Here is a 24249-nt window from a genome sequence, read left to right as displayed (position 1 = left end):
ACTTTCTAACCAAATCATACAATTGGGAGCGAAATCGCTCTCAATTGTTTTTTTTGGCTGTTACACTTTAGTTGGCTAAAGTGACACAACATCGGAACGTGCATGTTTGAAATTGCAATACTATTTTTGGTACTGGTTGTTTTCTACCTTATCGTTAGAAGTAAAGTTCTAAAACGGTATGTAGCAGAAGAGTACCGCTATACAGCTCGAAAACGCTATTTTAGCGATGTAGAACATGCGCTTAATATCGCGTTACTCGAAGCGGTTGAAGACAAAGCTTTGGTGCAATCCAAGGTTGCGCTGTCCAGTATTGTTGTGCCGCAAGAGTCCAATGCTAAAAAACGTTCACGCGCCTATGCTAAAGCGCTAAAAGCAACTTTAGACTACGTCATCGTGGATAAACAAAGTGGGCAGGTAGTGTGTACCATCGTCATAGATGATGGTAAAAAGATCAGTCAACACAAAGCAGATCGGGAAAAAGCCATATTGGCCATCTGCCGTAGCGCCAATATTCCTGTGATTTCGTTAAATCAACAACACGCTTATCGCGTCTCGGCAATCAGCCGAAAACTATCGCCATACTTAAAACTAGAAACCGACACCAAAAGCGCCAAGTTTTGTCAAAAATGCGGTAGTCCGCTAGTAATTAGAACGGCAACACAAGGTGAGGTGGTTGGACGCCGCTTTTGGGTGTGCAGTCGAGCGCCAAACTGCAACTATATTGAAAATATTCTAGAGCACTAAAAACGCGTATCCAAAGTTACGAAAACACTTTGTCGTTCACCAAACGAAAACTCTCCAATCACATTAAACGTTTTATTGAATGTGTATTGAAATCCAGCCACCGGCGACCAGTCTGTCGCTAAGCTTTGCTCGACGTTAAATCGACCTTCTTCATCGGTATTGACTAAATCAATCAAATTCGCCAACTCACTAGGCAAATCTAAGTCTGAGATATTACCTGATAGGCTTTGTTGAATATCCTGATACTGTGCTCCGATCCAAGCTCTAATTGGAGTGCCATGATTGGTGAAGTCATAGCCAACACGTGGTGTCGCGACAAACGAATCTATACCGCCGTCAATCACGGTTAGGTTAGTCTTGGTGAAGCTAGCATCTACGAGCGTAAACCAGTTTCCGTGGCCACCAGCAAGGACAATACCACCTCCATACATATTCCCGTCGAGATCGAGCTTAAATGGAAGATCATTTATCTCTGGTTTAAGTATTGGAATGTCTATAGCCACATCTATGGTTGTTTGGGTATAGCCTTTGATTTTGCCGCCAATAGCGTAGAAATTAAGAAATGGAAACAACCACATATCGGCTCGAAGCGTCAAAACATCACTTTTTTGAAAGCTGTCTTTAGTCGTGATGCCTATTAAGTCCTCAGGCAATGGCCTGCCCAAAAACTTCAACCCATCAAAGCTAATGCTATCGACATTAATGCCTTGTTCAACATGCATATAGCCGATACTGATTCCAAACGCCTCAGGGAGCACATAGCCTAACGCCTCAGCATCCGATTTCCAGATAGGTAGCTCAAAGCCTTCGGCAAACGCCGCACTAGGTAGCGTTGCTGTCATCGCCAACAGAAAAATAGCGCGATTGTGCTTCATGTTTAAGCTCGCTTAGCTGCGTGGTGCAAATGGGTAGTTGACGCCGCCTTTTTCAAGTATGTCATCCATAATGTTGGCCATTCGTAAGGTGAATTCGTGACTGACACGATCACTCTGTAATTTACCCGCTTCAATACAGTGCTGCGCTTCTTCAATTTGATATTCAAACCCATTCTTTCGGTAAGGGGTATGACTCACTCTCTTTTCGCCATTCGCTGGGGTCAAAGTTGCGTGCTGAGCTTCCCAGAAATTGGCGTCTATAGAAATGCGGCCTTTGGTTCCGAAAATATTAAAAGTATTACTTAATTCGGAGACTAATGTGCAGGTAAACACACTGGTTGCACTACCATAGTCAAGCAATCCCGTAGTACGTTGATCCACATGAGTCGCACTTTTCTCAACCGAAGAATGCACCGCTAGTGGCGCTTTTTGCATCACAAATTCAGACATTGCAAGATTATAAATCCCTGTGTCCAACAAGGCTCCGCCGGCTAATTCGATGTTGTAGAGCCTGTTGTTTGGATCATTGGGAAAGACAAAGCCAAAGCTTGATTCTATAGTGACAACGTCACCTATAAGTCCCTCTGCGATCCAATCTCTTACCTGTTGCCACAGCGGCAGACAGCGGGTCCACAACGCTTCCATTAAAAAGGTATTTTGCTGTTGTGAAAGTGCGATGAGTTCCTTTGCTTGTTTCGCGGTGACACAAAGGGGTTTTTCACACAACACTGGCTTTTTCGCTAACAAGCAGCTTTTCACCAACTCAAAGTGAAATCGATGAGGGCTGGAAATGTAAACAGCGTCGATGTCGCTCGAATGAATTAGCGCATCGTACGAGTTATAAACGGTCGGGATGTTGTGTTGGTTGGCAAATTCTTGCGCTCGTTCAACACTTCGGCTAGCGACACCATAAACCACACCATTATTTACAGCTTCAAAGGCTTGTGCAAAACGGTTAGCTATATTGCCCGGAGCAAGGATACCCCAGCGAAAAGGTCCATTTTTCATCATCACTTCCTGTTATCGTACGTTTTCTTGGCTGTCTGCCAAATCTTTTAACGGCAGCCAATCCACACGAACACCGGCTTGCATGAACATTTCTTGGCTAATTTTAATTTTATCGCCCCAGCGGGACATAAAATCTTCGGTTTGCTCTGGACAGTGCACGCATGCAATACCTGTTTGAATTATTTTTGCCGCGCAGTTTGGACAGGGGAAATGAGTCACCCATATTTCGCAGCCTTCTAAATCGCGTTTTGCGAATAAGATGGCGTTTTCTTCTGCGTGCAATGTCTTGAGGTATTTTAGCTCTCGTTCGTCGGTTTCAGCACTATCGGAAATACCGTGAGGGTAGCCATTGAAACCAACCGAGACGATACGGTTGTTCTTAGTGATCACCGCACCAACTTGAGTCGAGGGGTCTTTACTCCATGAGCCAACAAGCTCGGCCATCTGGAAAAAGCGTTTAGACCATTTTGAAATCATTGTACGCGTATCCTTAATCTGAAAGTATAGAAAACATCAGGTTAAGTAAGCCTATGGCGTACAACATAAAATGTCTAGTGATTCTGGTTTAGGCGAGACTAGAATCTGCATTAGTCACTTAGCAGCTGTTCTTTTTTACAGGTGCGCACGTTATATCCGTTTCTACCCTGATTCTTGATTTGATAGAGTGCTTCGTCAGCCAAATCAAACAATAGATTAAAACGTGTGCCACGCTCTGGGCACTCTGCAATCGCGGCGCCAACTGACAAGGTGATTGGAGTATTGATCCCATCGATGTGCAGTGCATAGCAGTTATCCAATAACGACCGTAAACGATGCTCCAATGCATCTTGACTTAACCCTTCTGCAAGCAGCAAAAACTCATCACCACCGTATCGAAACAGGTGTGCTTTGCTGTCGCTAAAACCTTCAGCAAGCAAATTAGCCACGAACACCAGCGCTTTATCCCCCATTTGGTGTCCGTAAGTGTCGTTAAACCGCTTGTAATAATCAATATCGATAAGCGCTAATGAAAAACTGGTTGAGTTGACGACGCTGGAGTCTAGCGAGTCATGAAACAACTCACTCAATTGGTGGCGATTACGCAAACCGGTAAGTGGGTCTGTTTGCGACAGTTTTTCAAGCTGTTGATTGGCGATCAATAATCTCGCTTTCTGCTGCAAGTTAATCAGCGATATACCAATGAAGTTAGCCAACTGCTCAAACAGACGACGGTGGTAGGAGTGGTACTGATCAACCTCTTTCGCCCGCAATGACAGAACGCCAAGTAACTCATTTTTGAGCACAATAGGGGTCATGAGTAACGAGTGGCACTCTTCGTCATTAACAACTGGGTTGCTCGCATCTTTGTATTCTGTATTAAGGAAAGGTGAGAGAGTATCTGAAGCCACCGAGTTAATATGAACCGTTTGAAGGTGGTTAACGACAAAAGCCCCGAGGTTGTCACCTTTATTACAGTCGACACGCTTTCCTTTAACAGAACCATTCACATCGTAAAAATAACAATAATCTAAGATATCGCTAGCGTTATCATAAAGCGCTATCCCAAACTCAAAAGTAGGGAACACAGTGTTCACTTGCTGATATATCTTAGGCAGTGTTTTAGAAAGGTTGTCACTTGTTGCAATCATTTGGCCAATGGTATTGATGGCGTCTAAATTCTCGAAGACTTTGCTATTAATAAGCTGTTCTTGTTGCTCTGCTGTACTTTCAACCTCTTCGACAACACTTTCGTTCCTTGCTGTTTCATGTTCATCCAGCGCGCTGGACACTAATCTTCGAAGTTGATTCTCACCCTTAGCAAGGCGCTCCCACATCTTAAGCTCCGATAGGGCTTCGCACTGCAGCTCTAAGGCACGTCTGCGAGCAATTGGTCTTAATTCAGAGCTAAGCTGGGCAAATAGCGCATCACACACTTCAACGCTTTCGATGTATCGCGCATGCTTATTATAAAACCGTGCAATCCCAATCTCATTCTCAACCTGATCGTTAACGGATAACGCATCGGTAAAATATTGGCGCGCAGTAAAAAAGAGCTGTTGGGTTTTATCAAAGTCACAATCGTCGAGACTTGCGTAACTGCGTGCAAGATAGGAGTGCGCAATCGCCAACAGTCGTGAATTGTTATTCTTAGTGCCAATCTCTACCGCATCTTCTAATACAGAGACCGCTTCGCGACTACGGCCAAGATGTGTATGAGCATATCCAATATTGAGTAAGCAGACGCAATAGTTATACGCGTTAAATGACGAAGACGAAAGCTCAGCGCCCTTACTGGCGCACTCTAAAGCCCGTTCGTAATTGCCTAGAAAACAATAAAAACCACTAATATTAACTAAGATCCAAGAAAGCGTTCCCGTGTCGAGTCGATGTTCGTTAGCAAGGGCGGCTTTAAAATGAACGCTGGCAAGTTCTGTTCTTTCTTGCTCGTAGTGAATGGTTGCTGTTAGGAGGTGTGAGATAGCGGTTAGGACGTAATCTCCATCGGAAGCTATGCGAATACACGATCCATACTCCTCGATAGCCAATTCATCCTGATCTGAGCGGATAGCCCTCATGCCATTTAGAAAATGACGCAATGTAGCAAAGATCGAAACGCCGTGTTTCGCACTGACTGCTTCAATTTTCTTTTCGATGAAGTCTAACCCAGCAATGTCAGGGTGAGTACGAAGTTGACTCGCTAGCGCGATCATCTCGTTTCTGGAATTTTTCGTCATTATACGCTCCTAGAACTCGATGATACCGTATCGATGCCTGTAAGTGAATTAAAACCGCACTAAAGCTAGGCTTTGTTTAGCCTTCGCTTGATGCGTAACTACCATTATTGCATTGCCTGAAAACGATGAAACCGTAATGTTGCGGTACTGAAGGGTCGACTTTGTAAGCTAGACTTCATAAACAAGCTTGCTTTTAAAAAAAGTTAGCAGAGTAACTCGCCCATCTACTGCGCAGTTTTCAATTACGCTCTCGCGACACGACGACAGTTAACTGGAAATAACAGGCTACTAAATGGTTTATCGACTATTGTTAGTAACAACATATAAACAACGTGCAGTAAGACGTACTTGACTGATAATTATTAGTTTTATCAGCTTTAAAATCATCAAACGGTGCCTAATCAGCGAATAAACGTTGCGACAATTAATACATATAAGGATTTAATTCATGAGCTCGGCTAATCAGAACATTATTGATTTAGAAAATACGCTAAATCAGTCCGTTATTGGGCAAGAGCACGTCGTACGCGCCTTAATACTTTCGCTGTTAAGTGGTGGACATGTGTTGTTAGAGGGGTTGCCAGGCACAGCCAAAACACGTTCGGTTAAAGCACTGGCCGACAATTTACAACTGGCGTTTGGGCGCATCCAGTTTACACCGGATTTATTACCCTCGGACGTTACCGGATCTGAAGTATACCGAGAAGTCGGCGGCAAGCCTGATCTGTCGTTTAAGCCCGGACCCATTTTTAACTCCATCGTACTTGCCGATGAAATAAACCGTGCACCTGCAAAGGTTCAAGCTGCATTACTAGAAGCGATGGCAGAAGAAACGGTTACGGCGGCTGGTGATACTGTGCATCTACCTCAACCTTTTATGGTACTTGCTACGCAAAACCCAATCGAGCAAGAGGGAACCTACCCACTGCCTGAAGCGCAAATGGATAGATTTTTGATGAAAGTCGATGTCGCCTATCCAAAAGTTGATGCCGAGTTAGATATTATTCGACTTGTTCGGTCTGAAGAAAAAAGTCACCACTCACAACAATCAACCACCACAAATAAACCCGAGTTTGATGTGAATGCGGTGTTGGAAGGCAAAGAAGCCATTAAATCGATTCATATTGCAGAGAATGTCGAACAGTATATTGTCGATATTGTTATGTCGACTCGTGAGCCTGAACTTTACCCAAATAGCGCATTAGGTCGTTGGGTAGCAGTCGGGGCGAGCCCAAGGGCATCCATCGCATTAGATCGCTGTGCACGGGCTAGTGCTTGGCTTGCAGGGCGAGACTTTGTAACCCCTGACGATGTTCGAACTGTTGTGCATCCCATTTTAGGACATCGAATATCTTTAACCTTTGACGCCGCAGCGGAAGGGATCTCAAGCACTGAAGTTATAGACGAAATTTTACAACATGTACTGCTAACTTAGGGATGTACCATGGCTGTCAGGGAGCAACAGAAGAATCCAGAACTTGACCCAAGAATCTATACCGATTTTAATCGTTTAGTTCAGTTCAAGTACATGAAAAACAGCTTCACTTTAACGCCTTATGATAAAGCCTCTGGCCTTATGTCAGGACGCCACCTTTCACGCTTTAGGGGGCGAGGTTTAAATTTTGAAGAATTTAGACACTATCATGAAGGTGACGATATTCGATCGATGGATTGGAGAGTCACCATGCGGACTCGTCAACCCTATGTACGTGTTTACAGTGAAGAAAAAGATCTACCGGTGATCCTTGTTGTGGACCAGCGTAAAAGTATGTTTTTCTCATCGCAACACACCATGAAATCAGTAGTTGCTGCCGAATTAGGCGCAATTTGTGCCTGGCAAGTATTAAAAGACAGTGATCGAGTAGGGTGCTTAACCTTTAATGATGATGGTCACTCATGGATTTCTCCTCAGCGCAGTCAAAAAAATACCCTCCAAATAGTAAAGAGTTTTGAAGCCTATAACCACCAACTCTCAGCGTCGAACGAGGTGCCGCAATCTGCTACGCAATCCCTAAACCTCGCGTTCAAAACATTACGACAAATGCAGCTAAAAGGCGCATTGGTCATCATGTTTAGCGATTTTAAAGGTCTCGATGCGCAAGCGACCAAGCAGTTGCAAATCCTAAAAAGCAGTAATGACGTATTAGGTGTTATGGTGAGCGACATCTTTGAGCACAAACTACAACCTACCGCTGAGTTTTACGCAACCAATGGCGCACAACAGATTGCTTTGTCGAAAGACGCTAAAGACCTGTCTACTCGATACGAGGAGTATGCTAAATCGGAATTGGCTCGGCTAAAACATCTGTTTACGACCCGATCCGCACCCTATATTCAAGTTTCCACAGATGGCAACCATATTCACGATTTTCAAATGTCGATGAGGGGAAACTAGGATGGCGGGTAATAACATTCTTCTTGACCCATTGGTGGAGCTAGAGCCGCCAGCGACGGTCTCAATGCTTCCACAAACCATTGGTTGGAAAGTGTTGCTTGGGCTGGCAGTGATTCTTATCTGCTACTACTCATATAAAAAGCTAAAAGCGTGGCGATTAAATCGATACCGACGTGATGCCATTAAGGCACTATCGACCCTCAATTCGCACTCAAAAACAGACAAAATAATGCAACTTAATCGTATTTTAAAACAGACAGCCAGCGCTGCTTTTGGCGTGACCGAGGTTGCAGGTTTACATGGCGGTGAGTGGCTGACGTTTTTAGATAAGAGCTCAAAGATCGACTTTGATTCACCTCAAGCCCGGCTATGGCAGCGAGCACTGTATGATCCCAAGCAAAGCAACGAGATCTCAGACTCGGAGCTTGAGCAATTAATAGACAAAAGTCGACAATGGATTAATCAGCATGAGGTGAGTCAATGATTGAGTTTTCTCACCCTTGGGCATTAGTTCTAGCGATACTGCCATTTTTTGTTTATCGCTTGGCTCCTGCATACCGTACTAAACAGTCGGCGCTTCAGGTCCCGTTCTTTGATGTGCTTGTTGATGTTATGGGGCTAAAAGCAAGCAAAGGTGCCACTGAGCTAAAATCATCGCGTTGGCAAAAAGCGTCGCTTTTGTTTGGCTGGACTGTATTGGTCATTGCCATGGCAAAACCCGTCTGGCTCGGTGAGCCGCAAACGCGTGAAGTGACCGGTCGCGACCTGATGATTGTCCTCGATTTATCCGGTTCAATGGCAACGGACGATTTCGTTGATGAACAAGGTGAAAAACTGTCACGTCTTGATGCCGCAAAAAATGTTCTTGTTGAGTTTAGCGAACAGCGTGAGGGCGACAGGCTAGGGTTGATCCTATTTGGTGATTCTGCATTTTTACAGGCGCCATTTACTGCTGACCACAGTACATGGGTCGACTTGCTTTTAGAAACTCGCGTAGCAATGGCAGGTCAAAGTACTCACCTTGGTGACGCGATAGGTTTAGGTATTAAAACTTTTATAGAAGACGAAAAAGATCTTTTAGAAAGCTCCGATTCCAACGACAGTAGCGCCGCTCCTGTAAAACAAAAAGTACTCATTGTATTAACCGATGGCAACGACACCGACAGTTTAGTGCCTCCTATCGAAGCGGCAAAAATTGCGGCCTCTTATGATATTCGTATTCATATGGTCGCGATGGGCGATCCTAAAACCGTTGGTGAAAATGCGATGGACATGGAAGTGGTTGAGCAAGTTGCTAGCCTTACAAAAGGGGAGTCGTTTGTAGCACTATCACCGTCAGAACTGTCGTTGATATATCAAACAATTTCAGATTTAGAACCCGCTTTTTTCGAAAGCTTCACGTACCAACCAAAAGTCTCGGTGCACTATGTTCCTATGCTGCTGCTGTTACTGAACTACTTAATCATGATGACATTTTATACCGTAAAGCGGTACTTCTCTCACCGATCGACAGTATCAGAGGAAGGAAGCCAAAATGTGGATTGATTCTTTGCAAGCATTCCATTTTATTCGTCCATTGTGGCTCTGGTTGTTGCTGCCGTTTGCGGTACTGGTTTTCTTAAATTGGCGAAGCAAGAAAAAAGAACAAGACTGGATGAAGGTCATTCCTAAACACTTGGTCTCAGTATTAAGTGTTGGAGAGAAAGGGTGGTCTAAGCAACTGCCGTTGAAACTGACGCTATTTGCTGGGTTAACGACCATTGTCGTCATTGCTGGTCCAACCTGGGAAAAAGAAGCCTCACCTTTTGGGGAAGATGCCACAAACATGGTCATCATTTTGGATGTGTCGGAGTCTATGTTGCAAAGTGATGTGACGCCGACTCGATTATTAAGAGCCAAACAAAAAATCGAAGACATTCTCAATGCTCGAGATGCAGGCAAGACGGGGCTCATTGTCTATTCGGGCAGTGCCCATATCGCTATGCCATTAACCAAAGATAAAAAAGTGTTCACTCCACTTTTAGAGTCCATATCTGGCAAAATTATGCCTAGGGAAGGTAAGTTCGCTGAGTACACCGTAGCGCTCATAGACAGCATGTTAAAAGGTTATCCAACACCAAGTACCATTCTATTGATTACCGATGGGGTGAATGAACGTACTCAAGCAAGTTTTGACGAGTATTTTGATAGCTCCGCTCATCAGCTACTGATACTGGGTATGGGAAACAACCAAAATCAATCCGACATTCCTTATGAAGAAAAAACGTTACAAGATCTAGCCAATGCTGTTGGTGGTGATCTTATGACCACCACCATTGATGCAGACGATGTAACGTGGATAGTGAATAAAACCAACAATAACTTACTAATAAGTGAAGACAATACAATGCCATGGGCAGATGGGGGCTACCCATTAACCTTCATCGTTGCTGCCTTATATCTATTGTGGTTTCGAAAAGGTTTTCTGGTTAAATGGTCTGTTATTCTCACACTGTCGTCTTTCACCATGTACTCCGAGCCGGTTGAAGCTGCAGATTGGAAGTTTAAAGATCTTTGGCTCACCCCCGATCAGCAAGGTCAGTTACTGTTCGATAAGGCTCAATACAAAGAAGCGGCGGTCACTTTTGAGTCCAACCAGTGGAAAGCCACTAGCTATTACCTAGCAGGTGAATACAAACTCGCGCAGAGTTATTACCTCAGAGAAGATTCCACTGTCGCAAAGTTTGGGGTAGCCAACTCATTGGCACGACAACGCGAGTATGTCGCAGCTCGCGCTATGTTTGATGAGATCGTCGAGCTACAACCAGAGTTCCCTGGCGCTAAAGAAAATCGCGACTTGATGCAGCGGATAATCGACCAGATTAATGACTTTTCAGAGAGCCAAGATAACAACTTAGAAAAACAGTCGAGCAGGGAATTGGGCGATAAACCTCAAACCAGTGACGGCACCGAAACGGAAGTCGATCAATCGCAACTTATAGAAGAAACTTTATCGGCCGAAGAAATTTTAGCCGATGCAAAAGTCCGTGAAAAATGGATGAAGCGAGTCGAAAGTAAACTCGATAACTTCCTTTCATCGAAATTTTACTATCAACTAGAAGATGGCAAAGCGACGGTGGGGTATGAAAATAATGATTAATCTTCTGCTCAAAAAACTGGTTATCTTGTCAGTACTAGGGCTATTTTTTACCTCCTCTTTTGCTACCAGTGTTTCAGACTTAGTGAGGCAAGAGCAGATCGTCGCAACTCACTATCTCAATATCAAAGAGCCGATCCCTATTGCGTCTCAAGTCACTTTAATCATCGATATTTCTATCCCGGAAAGCGCCAAGTTTTCGCAAGGGACCAAAATTAATCACTTTGAGGTCGACAATGCCGTTGTTCTCCCACAAGGGCCCTTTGCACTAAACTCGGTAAAACGTATTAATAGTAAAAAATACATAAATCAATTGTGGGAGATCCCAATATTTCCTCAAAAATCAGGCGATTATATTATTCCATCGATCGTTATAGAGGTTGGCGTAGAGCACGAGGGAGAAACGATAGTCGGTAAATTAGTTACCTCGCCACTCAACTTCACGTCTTTTACTCCTTCTCCCTACATATCGGATGAGACTCATTGGTTAGTCGCACAAAACGCTAAATTGACCGAGAACATCACAGTCACTCGCGTAAAAGAAATTGGCGATGAAAATACAGAACAAAATGAGTTGTTAATCAATGTGGGAGATTCGATTGAAAGAGAAATTACTTTGACTGCTCAATCGTCATTGTCCATGTTATTTCCAGTTTTGATAGACAAAAATGACTATCAAACATCTGGCTCTACGGCTTACCTAGCGCAAGGGCAGTTCTTAGACAAAGAAGTGCGCGGTACTCGAAATTCTAGCCACACTGAAAAAATCACTTTAGTTGTACAAGATGCCGGAAGCTTAGTATTGCCAGAAGTAGAGGTGGTTTGGTGGGATACCAAAACCAACAGCGAAAAACGATTATCGCTGCCAAGCCAAGAGTGGACAGTGAAACATACGTTTAGCTCGTTTGTACGGGCATACAGTATTCAATTAAGCGTGTTGCTGGTCGGGTTAGGGGCGTTAGGCTATGGGCTTTACCGCTTAATCAAAGAAATAAACAGAAGAAAGGCAACAGATACGATGCCGTTGTGGTATCAGTTTTCGAAGGCTATGCGAGAGAAGAACTGGGGTAAAAGTGAGTCGGTGCTCTATCGAAAAGTAAAACGTGACCACAACCAATTAACTCTCGTTGATTCTCAAGCTTTGTCCCCTTGGGATGAAAACGCGCAGCAACTGCAGAAAGATCGTTATCGTCCTAACGTTTCAAAACCAAAACTTAAAACCAACTTGGTAGCGACATGGAGAAAGTTACGTTGATTCAAAAATATATAGGGTATTATTAAAACAACAAAGCCTCCGCTAGGGAGGCTTTGTTGTAATTTGGTGGGTCCGGGCGAATTCGAATCGCCGACCCCTACCATGTCAAGGTAGTACTCTAACCAACTGAGCTACGGACCCAAATTTGTGTGTTCAACTAACTGCCTATGCAGTCAAGAATGGTGCGTCCGAGTGAATTCGAATCACCGACCCCTACCATGTCAAGGTAGTGCTCTAACCAACTGAGCTACGGACGCAACGTCTTGAACGGGGAGGATATTACCTAGAGACCGAATTCGGTGCAACAAAATATTGTACCAACGTGATCTGACTGCTTAACAATCGAGCACCATCCATTACTACAACCCCAAACTCCCCCCGATACCGTCTCAAATACGGCTTCATCAATTTGACGTAAATCTGCAACGTGACTGTCACAAAGCCTGCCTAGTATCGCACGAAAGTTTAGATTGCTAGGAGAGCAACTTGAAAAACGCTGATTTAATAGACATTTCGCTACAGGCTAAGTCCACAAGAATACCCTCAAAGACTAACGGCGGTACGTCGATCATTTATGCCATTATCGCTGTGTTTGGTGTTGTGCTGTTAGTCAGTGTTATTGCGAGTTTTAGAAGTTCTTTTCTCGTCGACTCAATTGATGACGAGTTCAGTCAGCTGTCACAACACGAACTTCCAGTCGCGTTTAACAACGTAAATCTTACTCAGAATGCACTCATTAAGCTGATGCACTTTAATTTGGCGGGTAATGCTCATACGTTAGAGGAGCTTGAAGTCCAGTTAGCTACGTTGGCAACACTCAATCATGCGTCAGTCAGCGATTTTCAATCGCTGCAGAGCCGACTCACTACCCTCAACGACCCACTACTTGAAGAAATCTTACAGCTGAACATCGACAATGAAACGCTTGCTCAGCAGTTTATTGATGCAAAACGAAGTCAATTAGATGTCCGTAGTCGCTCTCAGCAAAATATTGCGCAGTTTCAATACGGTATAGATTCTATAGGCCCTGAAATGAGCCGTATATCTTCTTATTTGTCGGAAGATCATCCGGTCGCTGTTGACGCGGCAAACCGCTTTAGCGACGCTGCTGTTACAATGTCACGTTCTTTCCTGCTGTTTTTGGCTGCAGACAGCGCTGCGCAGGCGCAAAAGCACTATCGCGACCTGCGAGGACGCTTGGCAGGGCTTGAACTTGCTTACGACGACTACGCAGAAATCAAACCGGATATCAAAGAGTTCCCGAGTTTAACGTCCGCCTACGACATTGTGTTAGAAGGTATGCAGCGAAATGGTGTCGTTTCACAATTGATGGATAGTTTTCAACTGGATCAAACCGCGCAAGCAACCCTTGCTGAACTGACGCAAAACACCGAACAACTTACTCAAAACAGCTCGTTAATTGCAGACGAATTAGAGAACCAATTATTGTTACAAGGAAATACCATTTCGTCGTCCATTAACTACACCAAGGCGACGTTATGGATTGCCTGCTTAGTTATCGCTATCACTATTTTTATTAGTGCAATTGCACTTAGCAGATGGTTACAAAAGGGCGTGAAGGTGATGCATGAAGGGTTAACTCGATTGGTGCAGTTGGACTATCAAAAGAAAGCGTGTGAAACAGAGGGCCCGAAAGAATTACGTCAACTGAGCCAGATGCTCAATCAAGTTACAGACTCAACAAAGACTTCTCTAAGTAAGGTAAGCGCAAGCAGTACAGAGCTCAATACCGACGCTCATGGTTCGTTTGAGACGGCAAAATATACCCACGAAAATATGGATACGGTAGCGGCGTACGTTGAGACTGTCGCTTCAGCGGTCAATGAACTTGAAGCGAGCATTAAAGAGATTGCTGCCTTCACCACAGAAACCAATCAAGAGACTCAAATCACTTCAGACCAATCCTTACAAGGCACTAAAACGGTCCACCATAACTCGGAGCTACTCACCAAACTTGAAACATCAATGAGTACTAGTGCTCAAGCAATGGCACTGCTAGATCAAAAAGTGGTGAGGATCGAAGAGATGGTCAGTGTGATCAGCAATATTGCCGAAGGTACTAACTTACTGGCATTGAATGCAGCTATTGAAGCTGCACGGGCAGGGGATATGGGGCGCGGATTTGCGGTAGTTGCGGATGAAGTGCGTAAACTGGCTAGCGAAACTACCCAACAAACCACCAATATACGCACTATGGTCGATGACCTACAATCGACGGCGCAACATTCAAAATCGTTGGTGCTTACGAGTCAAAAAGACATGCAGATTGCACTCGAAAGTAACCTCCAAATGGAGCAACGCTTTGCCGAAATTGCGCATTCAGTAGAGACCATCCACGAACGCTCAGAACAAATATCGGTGTCTGCAGAGCAGCAACAAAGTGCTACGGAAGAAGTGAATCTGACCATCGCCGCAATGATGGATAAAGCCAATCAAGTGAAAACTCAATTAAACCACTTGGTTGACGACGCTGAAAAGGTTGCCAACATCTCTAAAACCCAGCAATCCCAATTAGAAAGCTATGCGTTGTAGAATTGTCCGCTTATGGCGTTAACACTCAATAAAATAAAGGCGCTTATAGCGCCTTTATTTTTATCGGTTTGCAAATCGAAACTGTACGTGATCCGATTGTTTATGCATCCATCTTATCCGCATAAACAGCAGTAGCGCCGCTGTAGACAAGCCGGCGATAAATCCGTACCAAAACCCTTCTGCACCTAATGCAGGAACCAGCAAGTCGGTGCGACCCAACACATAACCTAACGGCAGCCCAACACACCAATATGCGAAAAAAGTGATCACAAATATGGAGCGCATGTCTTTGTAGCCCCTTAGTGCACCCGCGGCGATGACTTGTATTGAGTCGGTACATTGATAAATCGCGGCAAGCAGTAATAGATGTCCCGCAAGTACGATCACTTCTGTATTGTCGGTATAAAGTAGCGCGATCTGTTCACGATAAAACACGGTAAATAACGCTGTGACAACCGCCGTCGCTAACCCTGCAATCAGGCCGACTCGGGTCGAAACTTTGGCGCCATCTGTACTTTTTTCGCCTAGTTTATGCCCAACGCGGATGCTGACTGCAGCGCCAATACTCATAGGAAGCATAAAGATCATCGACGAAAAGTTAATGGCAACTTGGTGCGACGCGACAACGATAGGGCCAAGCGGCGCAACCAATATAGCCACTACGGCAAATAGGGTGACTTCAAAAAACATCGCCAGTGCAACGGGTAATCCTAGGGTAAATAGGCGCCATTGCTCTTTCCAATTAGGTGCATACCAGCGCTCAAACAAACCGATTTTTTGCAGCTTTTTGGCTTTAGCGACATACCCCACCATAAGAGAGAACATCACCCAGTACACAATTGTTGTCGCGACACCACAACCTACGCCACCTAACGCTGGCAAACCCAGTTTTCCATAAACCAAAATATAGTTTAAAGGAATGTTCAATAGCAGCCCTACAAACCCAATGACCATGGCAGGTTTGGTTAAAGACATACCGTCGGTATAGCTGCGGAAATTTTGAAATAACAAGAATGCTGGAATTGCCCAAATCACCGCATCAATATAGCCACTGGTTATTTGGGACATCGCCACATCGACACCCATAAACGACAGGATCTTAGGCGTCTGAATAAGCACCAATCCTATCGGTATTGCGAGTAGCAACGACAGATACACGCCCTGCTGAATTTCTGGTGCGATTTTTTCAATGCGACCAGAGCCGTTAAGCTGTGCTACGACGGGGATCAGAGCCATTAGTACACCAACCCCAAACAATATACTGGGCAGCCAAATACTGGCCGCAATCGACACGGCCGCCATATCGGTTGCACTCACACCACCCGCCATCACTGTGTCGACAAACCCCATACCGGTTTGTGCAACAGAAGCAATAAGCACTGGCGTTGCTAGGCGTACAAGGTGATTGGTTTCGCGTACATAACGTTGCATAGCATTCCTAAAAAACAATTGAATAGCAGGAAAAGAACGCGAATAATAATCCAGTTAACGCTGTGATGAAACCTAAGTGAGGAAGAATGTTTACCGGAATTGTGCAAGGTATGGGAAAAGTCGTCAAAGTCGTTGACGAGCCACAGTTTAGAAAGCTCACCATTGAGCTGCCAGAAGGTCTGTCGAGTAACATTCAACTAGGTGCATCTATCGCAAATAACGGCTGTTGTCTGACAGTGACAGCGCAAAATGATCAAGAGGTCACCTTTGACCTGATGCAAGAGACTCTGCACAAAACCAATTTGTCACAGTTACAAGCCAATGATCAGGTGAACATTGAACGTGCTGCAAAAGTTGGTGATGAAATAGGAGGTCACACAGTTTCAGGCCACATCGTTGGTCAGGCAGTGATTACACACATAGTACCAGGTCACCAGCAACAACAAATATGGTTTAGCATTGACCCAAGTTGGGCCAAATACATACTTCATAAAGGGTTCGTTGCGATTGACGGTTGTTCACTGACGATTGGTGAAGTCGAACAAGACCGTTTTTGTGTCTACTTGATACCGGAAACACTTGAGCGAACCTGTTTTGGTCATCGCATAGTCGATGACAAAGTGAATATTGAAATTGATCCTCAAACCCAAGCGATCGTTGATACTGTCGAGCGTGTGCTAGAACAAAGGGGTCAATAGTGTTATCAAAGCCACTCTAATTGGGTGGCTTAGTACATTTGCTCGTCGTCAGCGTCGACCATTAAGTCGATGTGATCATGTTGCTCGTCCACATGCATACTCAAATGTATAGGGCAGCAACATGCGGGACAATCCTCATAAAAGCTTTGATCGCCATTGGTCGCATCCACTGATACCCGAATATGATGCCCGCAATGAGGGCAATCTATGCCTTTTTCGCTGAATGTTTTCATATTGATCTCCTACCAAACCACCACTCTATGAATAGCTTAGCATTAGTTCATCAATCATCTGTTCCGCCTGTTGAATGTAATGTCCACCAAACAGATTACAGTGGTTGAGTACATGGTAAAGATTATAGATAGACTTGCGGCGTTGATAGCCGTCAGCTAACGGATACACGGACTGATAGCCTCTATAAAAGTCGCTATCAAAACCACCAAACAATTCGGTCATCGCAATATCACACTCTCTATCCCCATAATAACAAGCAGGATCAAAACAGAGCGGGCCAAATGGACCATTAGCCGCATTACCGCTCCACAAGTCGCCATGAAGCAACGATGGGGAAGGGTTATGATTTTTTAGACCGTAGTAGACACTGTCGAGCAATGCGTCGTTGTCTTGCGCAACCCGTATGCCTTTTTCAGCCAGCAAACTCAGTTGCCACGCGATCCGCTGATCGGCAAAAAACTGAGCCCATTTCTTATGCCACCGGTTAGGCTGAACCGTTGTGCCAATGTAGTTATCGTTATCAAAACCGTATTCGAGCTGCGTATGAATAGCATGGAGCTCAGCCAATTGCTCACCAAATTCCAGACTGTTTCGACATTGATAAAGTGATTTCGTTGGCAAGTAATTCAGGATGATGAATGCATTCCCGCGAGTTTTTCCCAGTGTAATAAACTCCGGTACATTCACTGTATTGGTGTTTCTCAAGGTAGTGAGATTATCCTGCTCAGCCTCGAACATAGGAAGGAACTCAGAGGCGTTAATTTTTACAAAGTAGCGCTGCTCTCCATCCGATATTTCGTAGTTCTCATTGATGTTGCCTCCTGAGATCCGCATTCGTTCCAAAATCTTGAAATCAAACTGCAAAGTATCACTTAACTGCTTAGCGATTGCATTCCACATACGGACTCCTTGAGACGGTCAATGATGAATTCACCTACTTGCCATATTGTTATTGTAGAAGAGTTATTCCTGCATACCTGTTAACAAAAGCACAAAATAAACCTATAGCTGTGAGTAACATCGTTTTTTACGCAACAAATTGACAAAAACTCTAGAACTGATCGGGATCACAATATACTATAGCGGCATTAAAGGACCGCCATACTGTATAATGAAAATTCTAATTTGTGATGATTCCGGACTAGCGAGAAAATCGCTAGCTCGTACGATAACCCTCTACACAGATCATCCGATACTTTTTGCCGAGCACGGAGCTGAAGCTTTAGAAATTATAAAAGCAGAGAGCATTGATATTCTGTTTCTCGATCTCACAATGCCAGTAATGGATGGATTTGAAGTGTTGGCACATTTGCCCATTACGGATCACCCTCTAAAAACCATTGTTGTGTCTGGCGATGTACAGCAACAGGCAATCGACCGATGCTATTCATTAGGCGCTTATGGCTTTATCAAAAAGCCATTCGAAAAAAGTAAGTTTGAATCTCTAATAGAGAAACTTGGTCTTATCGAAAAACAAGATAAAACCAATGACCATCAAGATGACGACTTATCACCCACCATTAAATTCAAAGAAATTTGTAATGTCGCGTTGGGCGCAGGGGCAGCGGTGGTGTCCGATTTCATTGGAGAGTTCATCACGTTACCCATTCCAAATGTTGGCCCGCTAGAAAGCAGTGAGTTGGATATGATGATCACTGACGCATTGGATCGAGAAACCTCGATTGCTGTTGCTCAGCGATTTGTCGGCAGCGGTCTACATGGTGAAGCCATTGTGTGTATGGAAGGGACAGACATCGCGCTCATTGGCGAAAAACTGGGGTTCTCTCGAGAGCACTCCACGTTCAACGAGATTGTACTAAATATCGGTAACCTGTTAGTCGCGTCGTTTTTAACGTCGTTGTCTAAACAACTTAACGTCGACGTGGTGCTAAGGCAGCCTACGACTCTGACCCCCGATATGTACAAAGTCGAGGACTCAAAGCCACACGCGCAAGTGTTTACGATTGAGTTTACCTATCGCACCGAGCATCTTAACTTTGAATGTGAAGTATTGTTCTTACTGGATGATAAGTCTCGACAAGCAATTTACGACATTATGGAGACTTTCTAATGAATGACGTTACCATGGATATGTCTGATTTCCATTGGGCAATGCAGATCATGGACAATATGGACTCCGGACTGGTCGTCATCGACTTAGACTTTAATGTGGTTGCATGGAACACATTTATGCAATCCTACAGCGGGATCCGAGCCGATAAGATTATGGGTAAAAACTTATTTGAAGTTTGCCCTGATCTCCCCGTGGAGTGGCTCATCGCAAAACTTAATACTTGTGGCAAACTCAGCACCAAAGGTTTCTCCTGTTGGGAAGACCGTCCCTATGTGTTTAAGTTTAAAAACTACTCACCGGTGACTCACGGTATGGATACCATGTACCAAAATATGGTGATCACACCGCTTAAGTCACTCACAGCACAAGTCACCCATTTTAGTATCATCTTACAAGATGTTACCGACATCGCTCAGAACAAGTTGGAGCTTAACGCATCGAATAGAAAACTGTCGCAGTTAAGTCAAACTGACGGGCTCACGCAGCTACTAAACCGCTCAAGTTGGGAAGCTCAGCTCAAAAATCATTTCCATTATTGTGGTTTGCACAAACGAACTGATACATTGGTGATGATTGATATTGACCACTTTAAACAGGTCAACGACAACTTCGGTCACCCCGCTGGAGATGAAGTAATACGTCAACTGGCTAAAATGGTGTCAAAGACCGCTCGCGACTCTGATTATGTAGGTCGCTACGGGGGGGAAGAGTTTGCGGTGTTATTACCCAATACGAGTGCTGATCAGGCGATGTTCTTTGCCGATCGTCTGCGCAAGAGGGTCGAAAAACTGCAGGTAACACATGAATCTCAAAGTTTAAGCTTTACCATCAGCTTAGGTGTTAGTGAGTTTTCTCAACAGTTTACCAGTCATGTAAATTGGATTGAGGCGGCCGACAAAGCCCTGTATCTTTCTAAGCAAAACGGCCGAAATCAGGCGACAGTGGGTCAGTAGTTATTAAGTAACCGTGTTAAGGAGTCATTATGGTTGTAGAAAGTGAAGGCTATCATTCACTTATTGAGTACTTAGCCACCAGTTTATCGCTATTTGCGAGCTCCCAAGGCGATGTGGGTACAGAAACCGTCGAAGAGATCGTCACTGACATGATTTCTTCAAACATCATGGCGCTATTCGAACAAAACCCATCTATGCATACCAGTATTCGCTTTCAGTTACTCAAAGAAGTGGACGCGCTGGTCGCGGATCTTGCTGAGATATTAAGCAGTGTTTGGAACAAGCCAGCAACGAACCAACAAGTCGAATTTTTAGAAGACTACGTTGGCCTTATCAAGAATATGTTTGATTCGGCTGTAACCGTATACGATTAGCGATTGCCTGGTCGTCTAAAGCTTTCAAAGTGCTGACGCCAATAAGGTGTGGTCAATGAAGATATGATCACTCCTTTGGATGTTGAAGCATGCAAGAAATCATAACTGCCCATATATACCCCGACATGACGCTGTTTTACCCCGGTTCTAAAAAAGACCAGATCGCCGACTTGAACCTGACTGTTTGATACTTCGTTAGACGCTTCCCATTGACTGCCAGTGGTTCTTGGGAGCATGGCGTAAGACAATGAATTAGGGTAGCGCTGCCCAAACTCCTGGTAAACTTGCTGCACAAACGCAGAGCAGTCAATGCCACTTCGCGTGCTACCGCCTAAGCGGTAGGGAGTGCCTTTCCACGCCATATAGCTATCCATAAAACTGCTGTGCATTTGTTTGTGCTGATTTGATAGCACTTCGGTACTCGAGGTGGAGAGTTCATTCATTGGGTCATTTGCACACCCTGACACCAGCAATAAAGAGACCACCAATGCTGATGCACTCAACGCACTTCGGTTTGATTTAACTCTCATGATGGTCCCCGTTTTACCTTTATTATTTATGTCTAAAGGGCTGTGACATCATTCGATGAACCGCCATTTCTTTAGCATCACGAAATTGATTGAGTCCAATGACCATATCGTTGTGACCCTCTTTTGGTTGTGCAACATAGGAGCCAAATAGTTTGTCCCATATCGATAGGAAGAACCCATAGTTGGCATTGCACTCTTCACGAAATACTGAGTGATGTACACGATGCATGTCGGGGGTTACGATCACCCATCTTAAACTGCGATCGAGTTTTTGCTTTAAATACAAGTTCGCATGATTAAACATAGCACTGCTATTAAGCAGCGTTTCAAAAACAATCACTGCGATAGGATCAATCCCTAGCAAGCATACCACAGCCATTTTAATCAGCATTGAGAGGACAATTTCGATGGGGTGAAAGCGCAGCGCTGTACTGGTGTCGAATTCGGTATCGGCATGATGTACTTTGTGCAATGACCACAGCCAAGAATAGGTGTGAAACACTCGGTGTTGCCAATAAATCACCAGATCCAGTAGCACTATGCTCAAAACAAATTTGATTGGCACTGGAATGGTGAGCTGATGAAATAGCCCCAGTTGTTGGCTTTTGGCCCAAACTGCCACGTCATACGCGATCCATGGCAACACAATCCACACTATTGCAGTATTGAGCATTACCAAAGCAAAATTGTTGAGTACTCGTTTGCCTGTCAACGATGTAAATGGCCGACGAGGATTGATCCTTTCACTGACCAATAACACGACTAACCAAACGATAAAGATTGTACCGCGAAGTGTCCCTGCATCCATACGACTTGCCTTATTGAGCTTAAACGCCCCTTGATTTTCTATCAAATTGACTTCGGTTGGCAACACAATTGAAGAAATGTTGTTCAAACGCACTTTTGTTCGGTCATTTATCTGCACAGCGTCACGGATTGCAGGCGTAGATATAAGGATAATTTAGGGTTTGAGCCGTTCTGTCTGTGCCTTATCAGGGTTTAGCCAAAACGGTTTAATTGTACATACTAAGGAGAAACTGACCATGTACTACGGTTTTGATGTCGGCGGCACTAAAATAGAGTTTGGTGCATTTGATAGTGATTTAAATCGCGTAGCCACAGAGCGCGTACCAACCCCTACAGATGACTATCAGCTGCTGATTGATACCCTTGTCGGTCTTATTGAAAAATACGACCAGCAATTCGGTGAGCAAGGTAAAATTGGTATTGGTCTTCCAGGTATGGAAAGTGCTGAAGATGGCACGGTTTTGACGGTTAATGTTCCTGCTGCGAAAGGCAAACCGCTGCGCCGTGATCTTGAAGCAAAACTTGCACGTCCCGTAAAGATCGAGAACGATGCAAACTGCTTTGCACTGTCTGAAGCATGGGACGACGAGTTAAAAGACTCTCCATCAGTGCTAGGCCTGATCTTAGGTACGGGCTTTGGTGGTGGATTTATTTTTGACGGTAAAGTGTTCTCTGGCTATTCACACATTGCAGGCGAAGTAGGGCACACACGCCTACCTATCGATGCGTGGTTCCACCTTGGTGATAACGCACCATTGCTGGGTTGCGGTTGTGGTAAAAAAGGCTGTCTAGACAGTTACCTTTCGGGTCGTGGTTTTGAGCTGATCTACGAGCATTATTATGGCGAGAAGAAAAAAGCCATTGATATTATTGGCGAGTATAACAATCAAGAGCCTAAAGCCCTTGAGCACGTGGATCGCTTTATGGAGCTGCTGGCCATTTGTTTTGCCAATATCTTCACAGCTAATGACCCACACGTTGTCGCTCTTGGCGGCGGTTTATCTAACTTTGAATTAATCTACGAAGAAATGCCTAAGCGTATTCCTAAGCACCTGATGTCAGTCGGACGCGTGCCTCGCATCATGAAAGCGAAGCACGGTGACTCGGGCGGTGTACGCGGTGCTGCATTCCTTAATATTAAAGACTAACTATTAGTTATGCTTACTAAAAAGCCAGAGTGATTCACTCTGGCTTTTTGCTTTTCATTTCAATCCAAGATCAAGCTTGGTTCTTTTTGCCCAATGGTTGGTTTGCTTTTGGCTTTAAGCGAATAGTGCCAAAGCCTAACTTTCTAAAATGTGTATCTCGGTAATCTCTGACGGCCTTGGTATCGGCTACAGCCTCTAGCTGCTTTTCCATCTTAAGATAGTCGGTAATATCGATGCCTTCTTCTTTGGCCACGGCTTCATGAATCGAGTGAAACTGTTGATAAGAAAAGAGCAATTCTTTAGATTCTTTTTTGTAAACATATTCGATGATACGAGCCATACCGATTACCTGTTTGATATTGAGTGATTGCAAGTGCAGGGCGGCGATTATCCCCCAATTACCGCTAAGTTCAACCCTTTATTGTCCATCAGTTTGACTGATAGTTTATTTGTGAGGTCGCTATCCTAGGCGCTGCTATACCGTGTTTATGGAACTCTTCCATAACTCGCAGCGTGATATCGGTTTCAAACAACTTTTCATAGGCGGTATCTACCACATACGCCTTACAAGTCAGTTGGATAGCTAAGTAATTATCGGTGATGGTTTGTTTCACTAACACCACAACAGGCTTAGGGAGGTGAATATATCGGCTCGAGGATGCAGCTTCTTGAATCAAAGTACGCGCAAGATTGATATCTTGGTCCAGTCCTACAAAGAAGGGAATAACGACTTGCATATCGAGCGCACCATAGTTGCCACTTACCACAACTTCGTTTAAAAATTTATTGTTCGGTATGGTGATGATATCGTCATTCAGCGTACGCATTCTCACTGACCGTAAGCCAATGGTGGTAATATCGCCGTAATTCCCCTCAAAGGTGACCCTGTCACCGACCTGAAACGGACGATCAATCATAACCGTAAGTCCTGCGATGAACGACGCAGCTAAGTCTTTTAAAGCAAAACCGACCGATACCGCGAGTGTGCCGCCAATCAGTGCCAATATGTGATCGTTTATTCGAAAGCTAATCATGAACACAATCAAACCGGACGAAACGTACATAAAGAACTGAAAGAACGACTGGGCTTTTTGAAGCACCATGCGATATTGGACAAACTGGTTACTCACATTTTCTACAACAGAGTCAATAAAGCGCAGCAGCAACCAGGTTGCAAACACAATAACCATAGAGAAGAACACACCACTCCAACGGATCAGGCTGGCAAATTGCTGCAAGCTTTCTACGTCTGGTATGGCTTCGGTTGCAAACACTGTTGAAGAAAACAGTACGGTAAGAAGAACAATTAAAATACGCATA

At 44.4% G+C, this 24249-nt stretch carries 24 protein-coding genes and 2 tRNA genes; 13 read left to right on the top strand and 13 right to left on the bottom strand.

Annotated features, from left to right (window positions below):
• Nucleotides 1-102: 102 nt before the first annotated feature.
• Nucleotides 103-744, top strand: coding sequence for a DUF2726 domain-containing protein (locus JQC93_RS05410; RefSeq protein ID WP_205157466.1), 642 nt, complete (start codon nucleotides 103-105; stop codon nucleotides 742-744).
• Here JQC93_RS05410 and JQC93_RS05405 read toward each other — a convergent pair.
• The 4 genes from JQC93_RS05405 to JQC93_RS05390 all read right to left on the bottom strand — a co-directional run bounded on the left by JQC93_RS05405 (nucleotide 741) and on the right by JQC93_RS05390 (nucleotide 5341).
• Nucleotides 741-1619, bottom strand: coding sequence for a TonB-dependent receptor (locus JQC93_RS05405; protein ID WP_236009375.1), 879 nt, complete (start codon nucleotides 1617-1619; stop codon nucleotides 741-743). The two genes, JQC93_RS05410 and JQC93_RS05405, sit on opposite strands and share 4 nt — an antisense overlap.
• A gap of 12 nt (nucleotides 1620-1631) precedes the next feature.
• Nucleotides 1632-2627, bottom strand: a complete 996-nt coding sequence (locus JQC93_RS05400; RefSeq protein ID WP_205157465.1) for a Gfo/Idh/MocA family protein — start codon at nucleotides 2625-2627, stop codon at nucleotides 1632-1634.
• Nucleotides 2628-2639: 12 nt separating this feature from the next.
• Nucleotides 2640-3104 (bottom strand): dCMP deaminase family protein, encoded by a 465-nt coding sequence (locus JQC93_RS05395; protein WP_205157464.1) that lies wholly within the window; start codon nucleotides 3102-3104, stop codon nucleotides 2640-2642.
• A 110-nt stretch (nucleotides 3105-3214) separates the two neighbouring features.
• Nucleotides 3215-5341, bottom strand: a complete 2127-nt coding sequence (locus tag JQC93_RS05390) for a sensor domain-containing diguanylate cyclase (RefSeq protein WP_205157463.1) — start codon at nucleotides 5339-5341, stop codon at nucleotides 3215-3217.
• A gap of 448 nt (nucleotides 5342-5789) precedes the next feature.
• On the opposite strand from JQC93_RS05390, the gene JQC93_RS05385 reads away from it, so the two are divergent.
• From JQC93_RS05385 to JQC93_RS05360, 6 genes are read left to right on the top strand one after another with little or no spacing between them, the layout of a single operon-like run.
• Complete coding sequence (locus tag JQC93_RS05385; protein WP_205157462.1) at nucleotides 5790-6776, top strand: AAA family ATPase; 987 nt, start codon at nucleotides 5790-5792, stop codon at nucleotides 6774-6776.
• A gap of 9 nt (nucleotides 6777-6785) precedes the next feature.
• Entirely contained in the window at nucleotides 6786-7736 is a 951-nt protein-coding gene (locus JQC93_RS05380) for a DUF58 domain-containing protein (protein WP_205157461.1), read from the top strand.
• Nucleotide 7737: 1 nt separating this feature from the next.
• Complete coding sequence (locus JQC93_RS05375) at nucleotides 7738-8220, top strand: DUF4381 domain-containing protein (protein WP_205157460.1); 483 nt, start codon at nucleotides 7738-7740, stop codon at nucleotides 8218-8220.
• A complete protein-coding gene (locus JQC93_RS05370) occupies nucleotides 8217-9281 on the top strand; it encodes a VWA domain-containing protein (protein ID WP_205157459.1) in 1065 nt (354 codons plus the stop codon). The genes JQC93_RS05375 and JQC93_RS05370 overlap by 4 nt, the downstream gene beginning before the upstream one ends.
• The gene (locus JQC93_RS05365; protein ID WP_205157458.1) at nucleotides 9271-10875 is read left to right on the top strand and encodes a vWA domain-containing protein; all 1605 of its coding nucleotides are present in this window, start codon (nucleotides 9271-9273) and stop codon (nucleotides 10873-10875) included. The genes JQC93_RS05370 and JQC93_RS05365 overlap by 11 nt, the downstream gene beginning before the upstream one ends.
• Entirely contained in the window at nucleotides 10859-12127 is a 1269-nt protein-coding gene (locus JQC93_RS05360; protein ID WP_205157457.1) for a BatD family protein, read from the top strand. Before JQC93_RS05365 ends, JQC93_RS05360 begins: the two co-directional genes overlap by 17 nt.
• A 64-nt stretch (nucleotides 12128-12191) precedes the next feature.
• Here JQC93_RS05360 and JQC93_RS05355 read toward each other — a convergent pair.
• Both JQC93_RS05355 and JQC93_RS05350 read right to left on the bottom strand, forming a co-directional pair.
• A tRNA-Val gene (locus JQC93_RS05355) sits at nucleotides 12192-12268 on the bottom strand.
• 39 nt (nucleotides 12269-12307) lie between these two features.
• Nucleotides 12308-12384 (bottom strand) — tRNA-Val (locus tag JQC93_RS05350).
• A gap of 229 nt (nucleotides 12385-12613) precedes the next feature.
• Between JQC93_RS05350 and JQC93_RS05345 the strand changes: the two genes are divergently transcribed.
• Nucleotides 12614-14680, top strand: coding sequence for a methyl-accepting chemotaxis protein (locus tag JQC93_RS05345; RefSeq protein ID WP_205157456.1), 2067 nt, complete (start codon nucleotides 12614-12616; stop codon nucleotides 14678-14680).
• A 60-nt stretch (nucleotides 14681-14740) separates the two neighbouring features.
• Here the strand turns inward: JQC93_RS05345 and JQC93_RS05340 are convergent, their stop codons facing one another.
• Nucleotides 14741-16111, bottom strand: coding sequence for an MATE family efflux transporter (locus JQC93_RS05340; protein WP_205157455.1), 1371 nt, complete (start codon nucleotides 16109-16111; stop codon nucleotides 14741-14743).
• Nucleotides 16112-16197: 86 nt separating this feature from the next.
• Here JQC93_RS05340 and JQC93_RS05335 point away from each other — a divergent pair, with 86 nt between their 5' ends.
• Nucleotides 16198-16809, top strand: a complete 612-nt coding sequence (locus tag JQC93_RS05335; protein ID WP_205157454.1) for a riboflavin synthase subunit alpha — start codon at nucleotides 16198-16200, stop codon at nucleotides 16807-16809.
• 29 nt (nucleotides 16810-16838) lie between these two features.
• On the opposite strand, the gene JQC93_RS05330 is transcribed toward JQC93_RS05335, so the two are convergent.
• Together JQC93_RS05330 and JQC93_RS05325 are read right to left on the bottom strand one after the other, a co-directional pair.
• A complete protein-coding gene (locus JQC93_RS05330; protein ID WP_084887989.1) occupies nucleotides 16839-17042 on the bottom strand; it encodes a CPXCG motif-containing cysteine-rich protein in 204 nt (67 codons plus the stop codon).
• A gap of 25 nt (nucleotides 17043-17067) precedes the next feature.
• Complete coding sequence (locus JQC93_RS05325) at nucleotides 17068-17943, bottom strand: fructosamine kinase family protein (protein WP_205157453.1); 876 nt, start codon at nucleotides 17941-17943, stop codon at nucleotides 17068-17070.
• Nucleotides 17944-18154: 211 nt separating this feature from the next.
• Here JQC93_RS05325 and JQC93_RS05320 point away from each other — a divergent pair, with 211 nt between their 5' ends.
• The 3 genes from JQC93_RS05320 to JQC93_RS05310 are packed head-to-tail and all read left to right on the top strand — an operon-like array spanning nucleotide 18155 to nucleotide 20444.
• Nucleotides 18155-19114 (top strand): response regulator, encoded by a 960-nt coding sequence (locus JQC93_RS05320; RefSeq protein ID WP_205157452.1) that lies wholly within the window; start codon nucleotides 18155-18157, stop codon nucleotides 19112-19114.
• Nucleotides 19114-20070: a GGDEF domain-containing protein gene (locus tag JQC93_RS05315; RefSeq protein WP_205157451.1), complete on the top strand. Its 957-nt coding sequence runs from the start codon at nucleotides 19114-19116 to the stop codon at nucleotides 20068-20070. Before JQC93_RS05320 ends, JQC93_RS05315 begins: the two co-directional genes overlap by 1 nt.
• 29 nt (nucleotides 20071-20099) lie before the next feature.
• Nucleotides 20100-20444, top strand: a complete 345-nt coding sequence (locus JQC93_RS05310; RefSeq protein WP_084887997.1) for a DUF3802 family protein — start codon at nucleotides 20100-20102, stop codon at nucleotides 20442-20444.
• Here JQC93_RS05310 and JQC93_RS05305 read toward each other — a convergent pair.
• Nucleotides 20441-20974 carry a C40 family peptidase gene (locus JQC93_RS05305; protein ID WP_205157450.1) on the bottom strand — a complete coding sequence of 178 codons (534 nt, stop codon included), beginning with the start codon at nucleotides 20972-20974 and terminating at the stop codon, nucleotides 20441-20443. The genes JQC93_RS05310 and JQC93_RS05305 overlap by 4 nt on opposite strands.
• A 22-nt stretch (nucleotides 20975-20996) precedes the next feature.
• Complete coding sequence (locus tag JQC93_RS05300) at nucleotides 20997-21782, bottom strand: sterol desaturase family protein (protein ID WP_205158016.1); 786 nt, start codon at nucleotides 21780-21782, stop codon at nucleotides 20997-20999.
• A 235-nt stretch (nucleotides 21783-22017) separates the two neighbouring features.
• Here JQC93_RS05300 and nagK point away from each other — a divergent pair, with 235 nt between their 5' ends.
• Nucleotides 22018-22929: an N-acetylglucosamine kinase gene (gene nagK / locus JQC93_RS05295; RefSeq protein WP_205157449.1), complete on the top strand. Its 912-nt coding sequence runs from the start codon at nucleotides 22018-22020 to the stop codon at nucleotides 22927-22929.
• A 70-nt stretch (nucleotides 22930-22999) separates the two neighbouring features.
• Here the strand turns inward: nagK and JQC93_RS05290 are convergent, their stop codons facing one another.
• Together JQC93_RS05290 and JQC93_RS05285 are read right to left on the bottom strand one after the other, a co-directional pair.
• Entirely contained in the window at nucleotides 23000-23269 is a 270-nt protein-coding gene (locus JQC93_RS05290) for a DUF2960 family protein (protein WP_205157448.1), read from the bottom strand.
• Nucleotides 23270-23357: 88 nt separating this feature from the next.
• Nucleotides 23358-24248: a mechanosensitive ion channel family protein gene (locus tag JQC93_RS05285; RefSeq protein WP_205157447.1), complete on the bottom strand. Its 891-nt coding sequence runs from the start codon at nucleotides 24246-24248 to the stop codon at nucleotides 23358-23360.
• Between the last annotated feature and the right edge of the window lies 1 nt (nucleotide 24249).

This window comes from Vibrio ulleungensis, assembly GCF_016900875.1.
Classification (GTDB): Bacteria; Pseudomonadota; Gammaproteobacteria; order Enterobacterales; family Vibrionaceae; genus Vibrio; species Vibrio ulleungensis.
The sequence above is the reverse complement of the archived record's forward strand: the minus strand, read 5'-3'. Positions and strand labels throughout refer to the sequence as shown.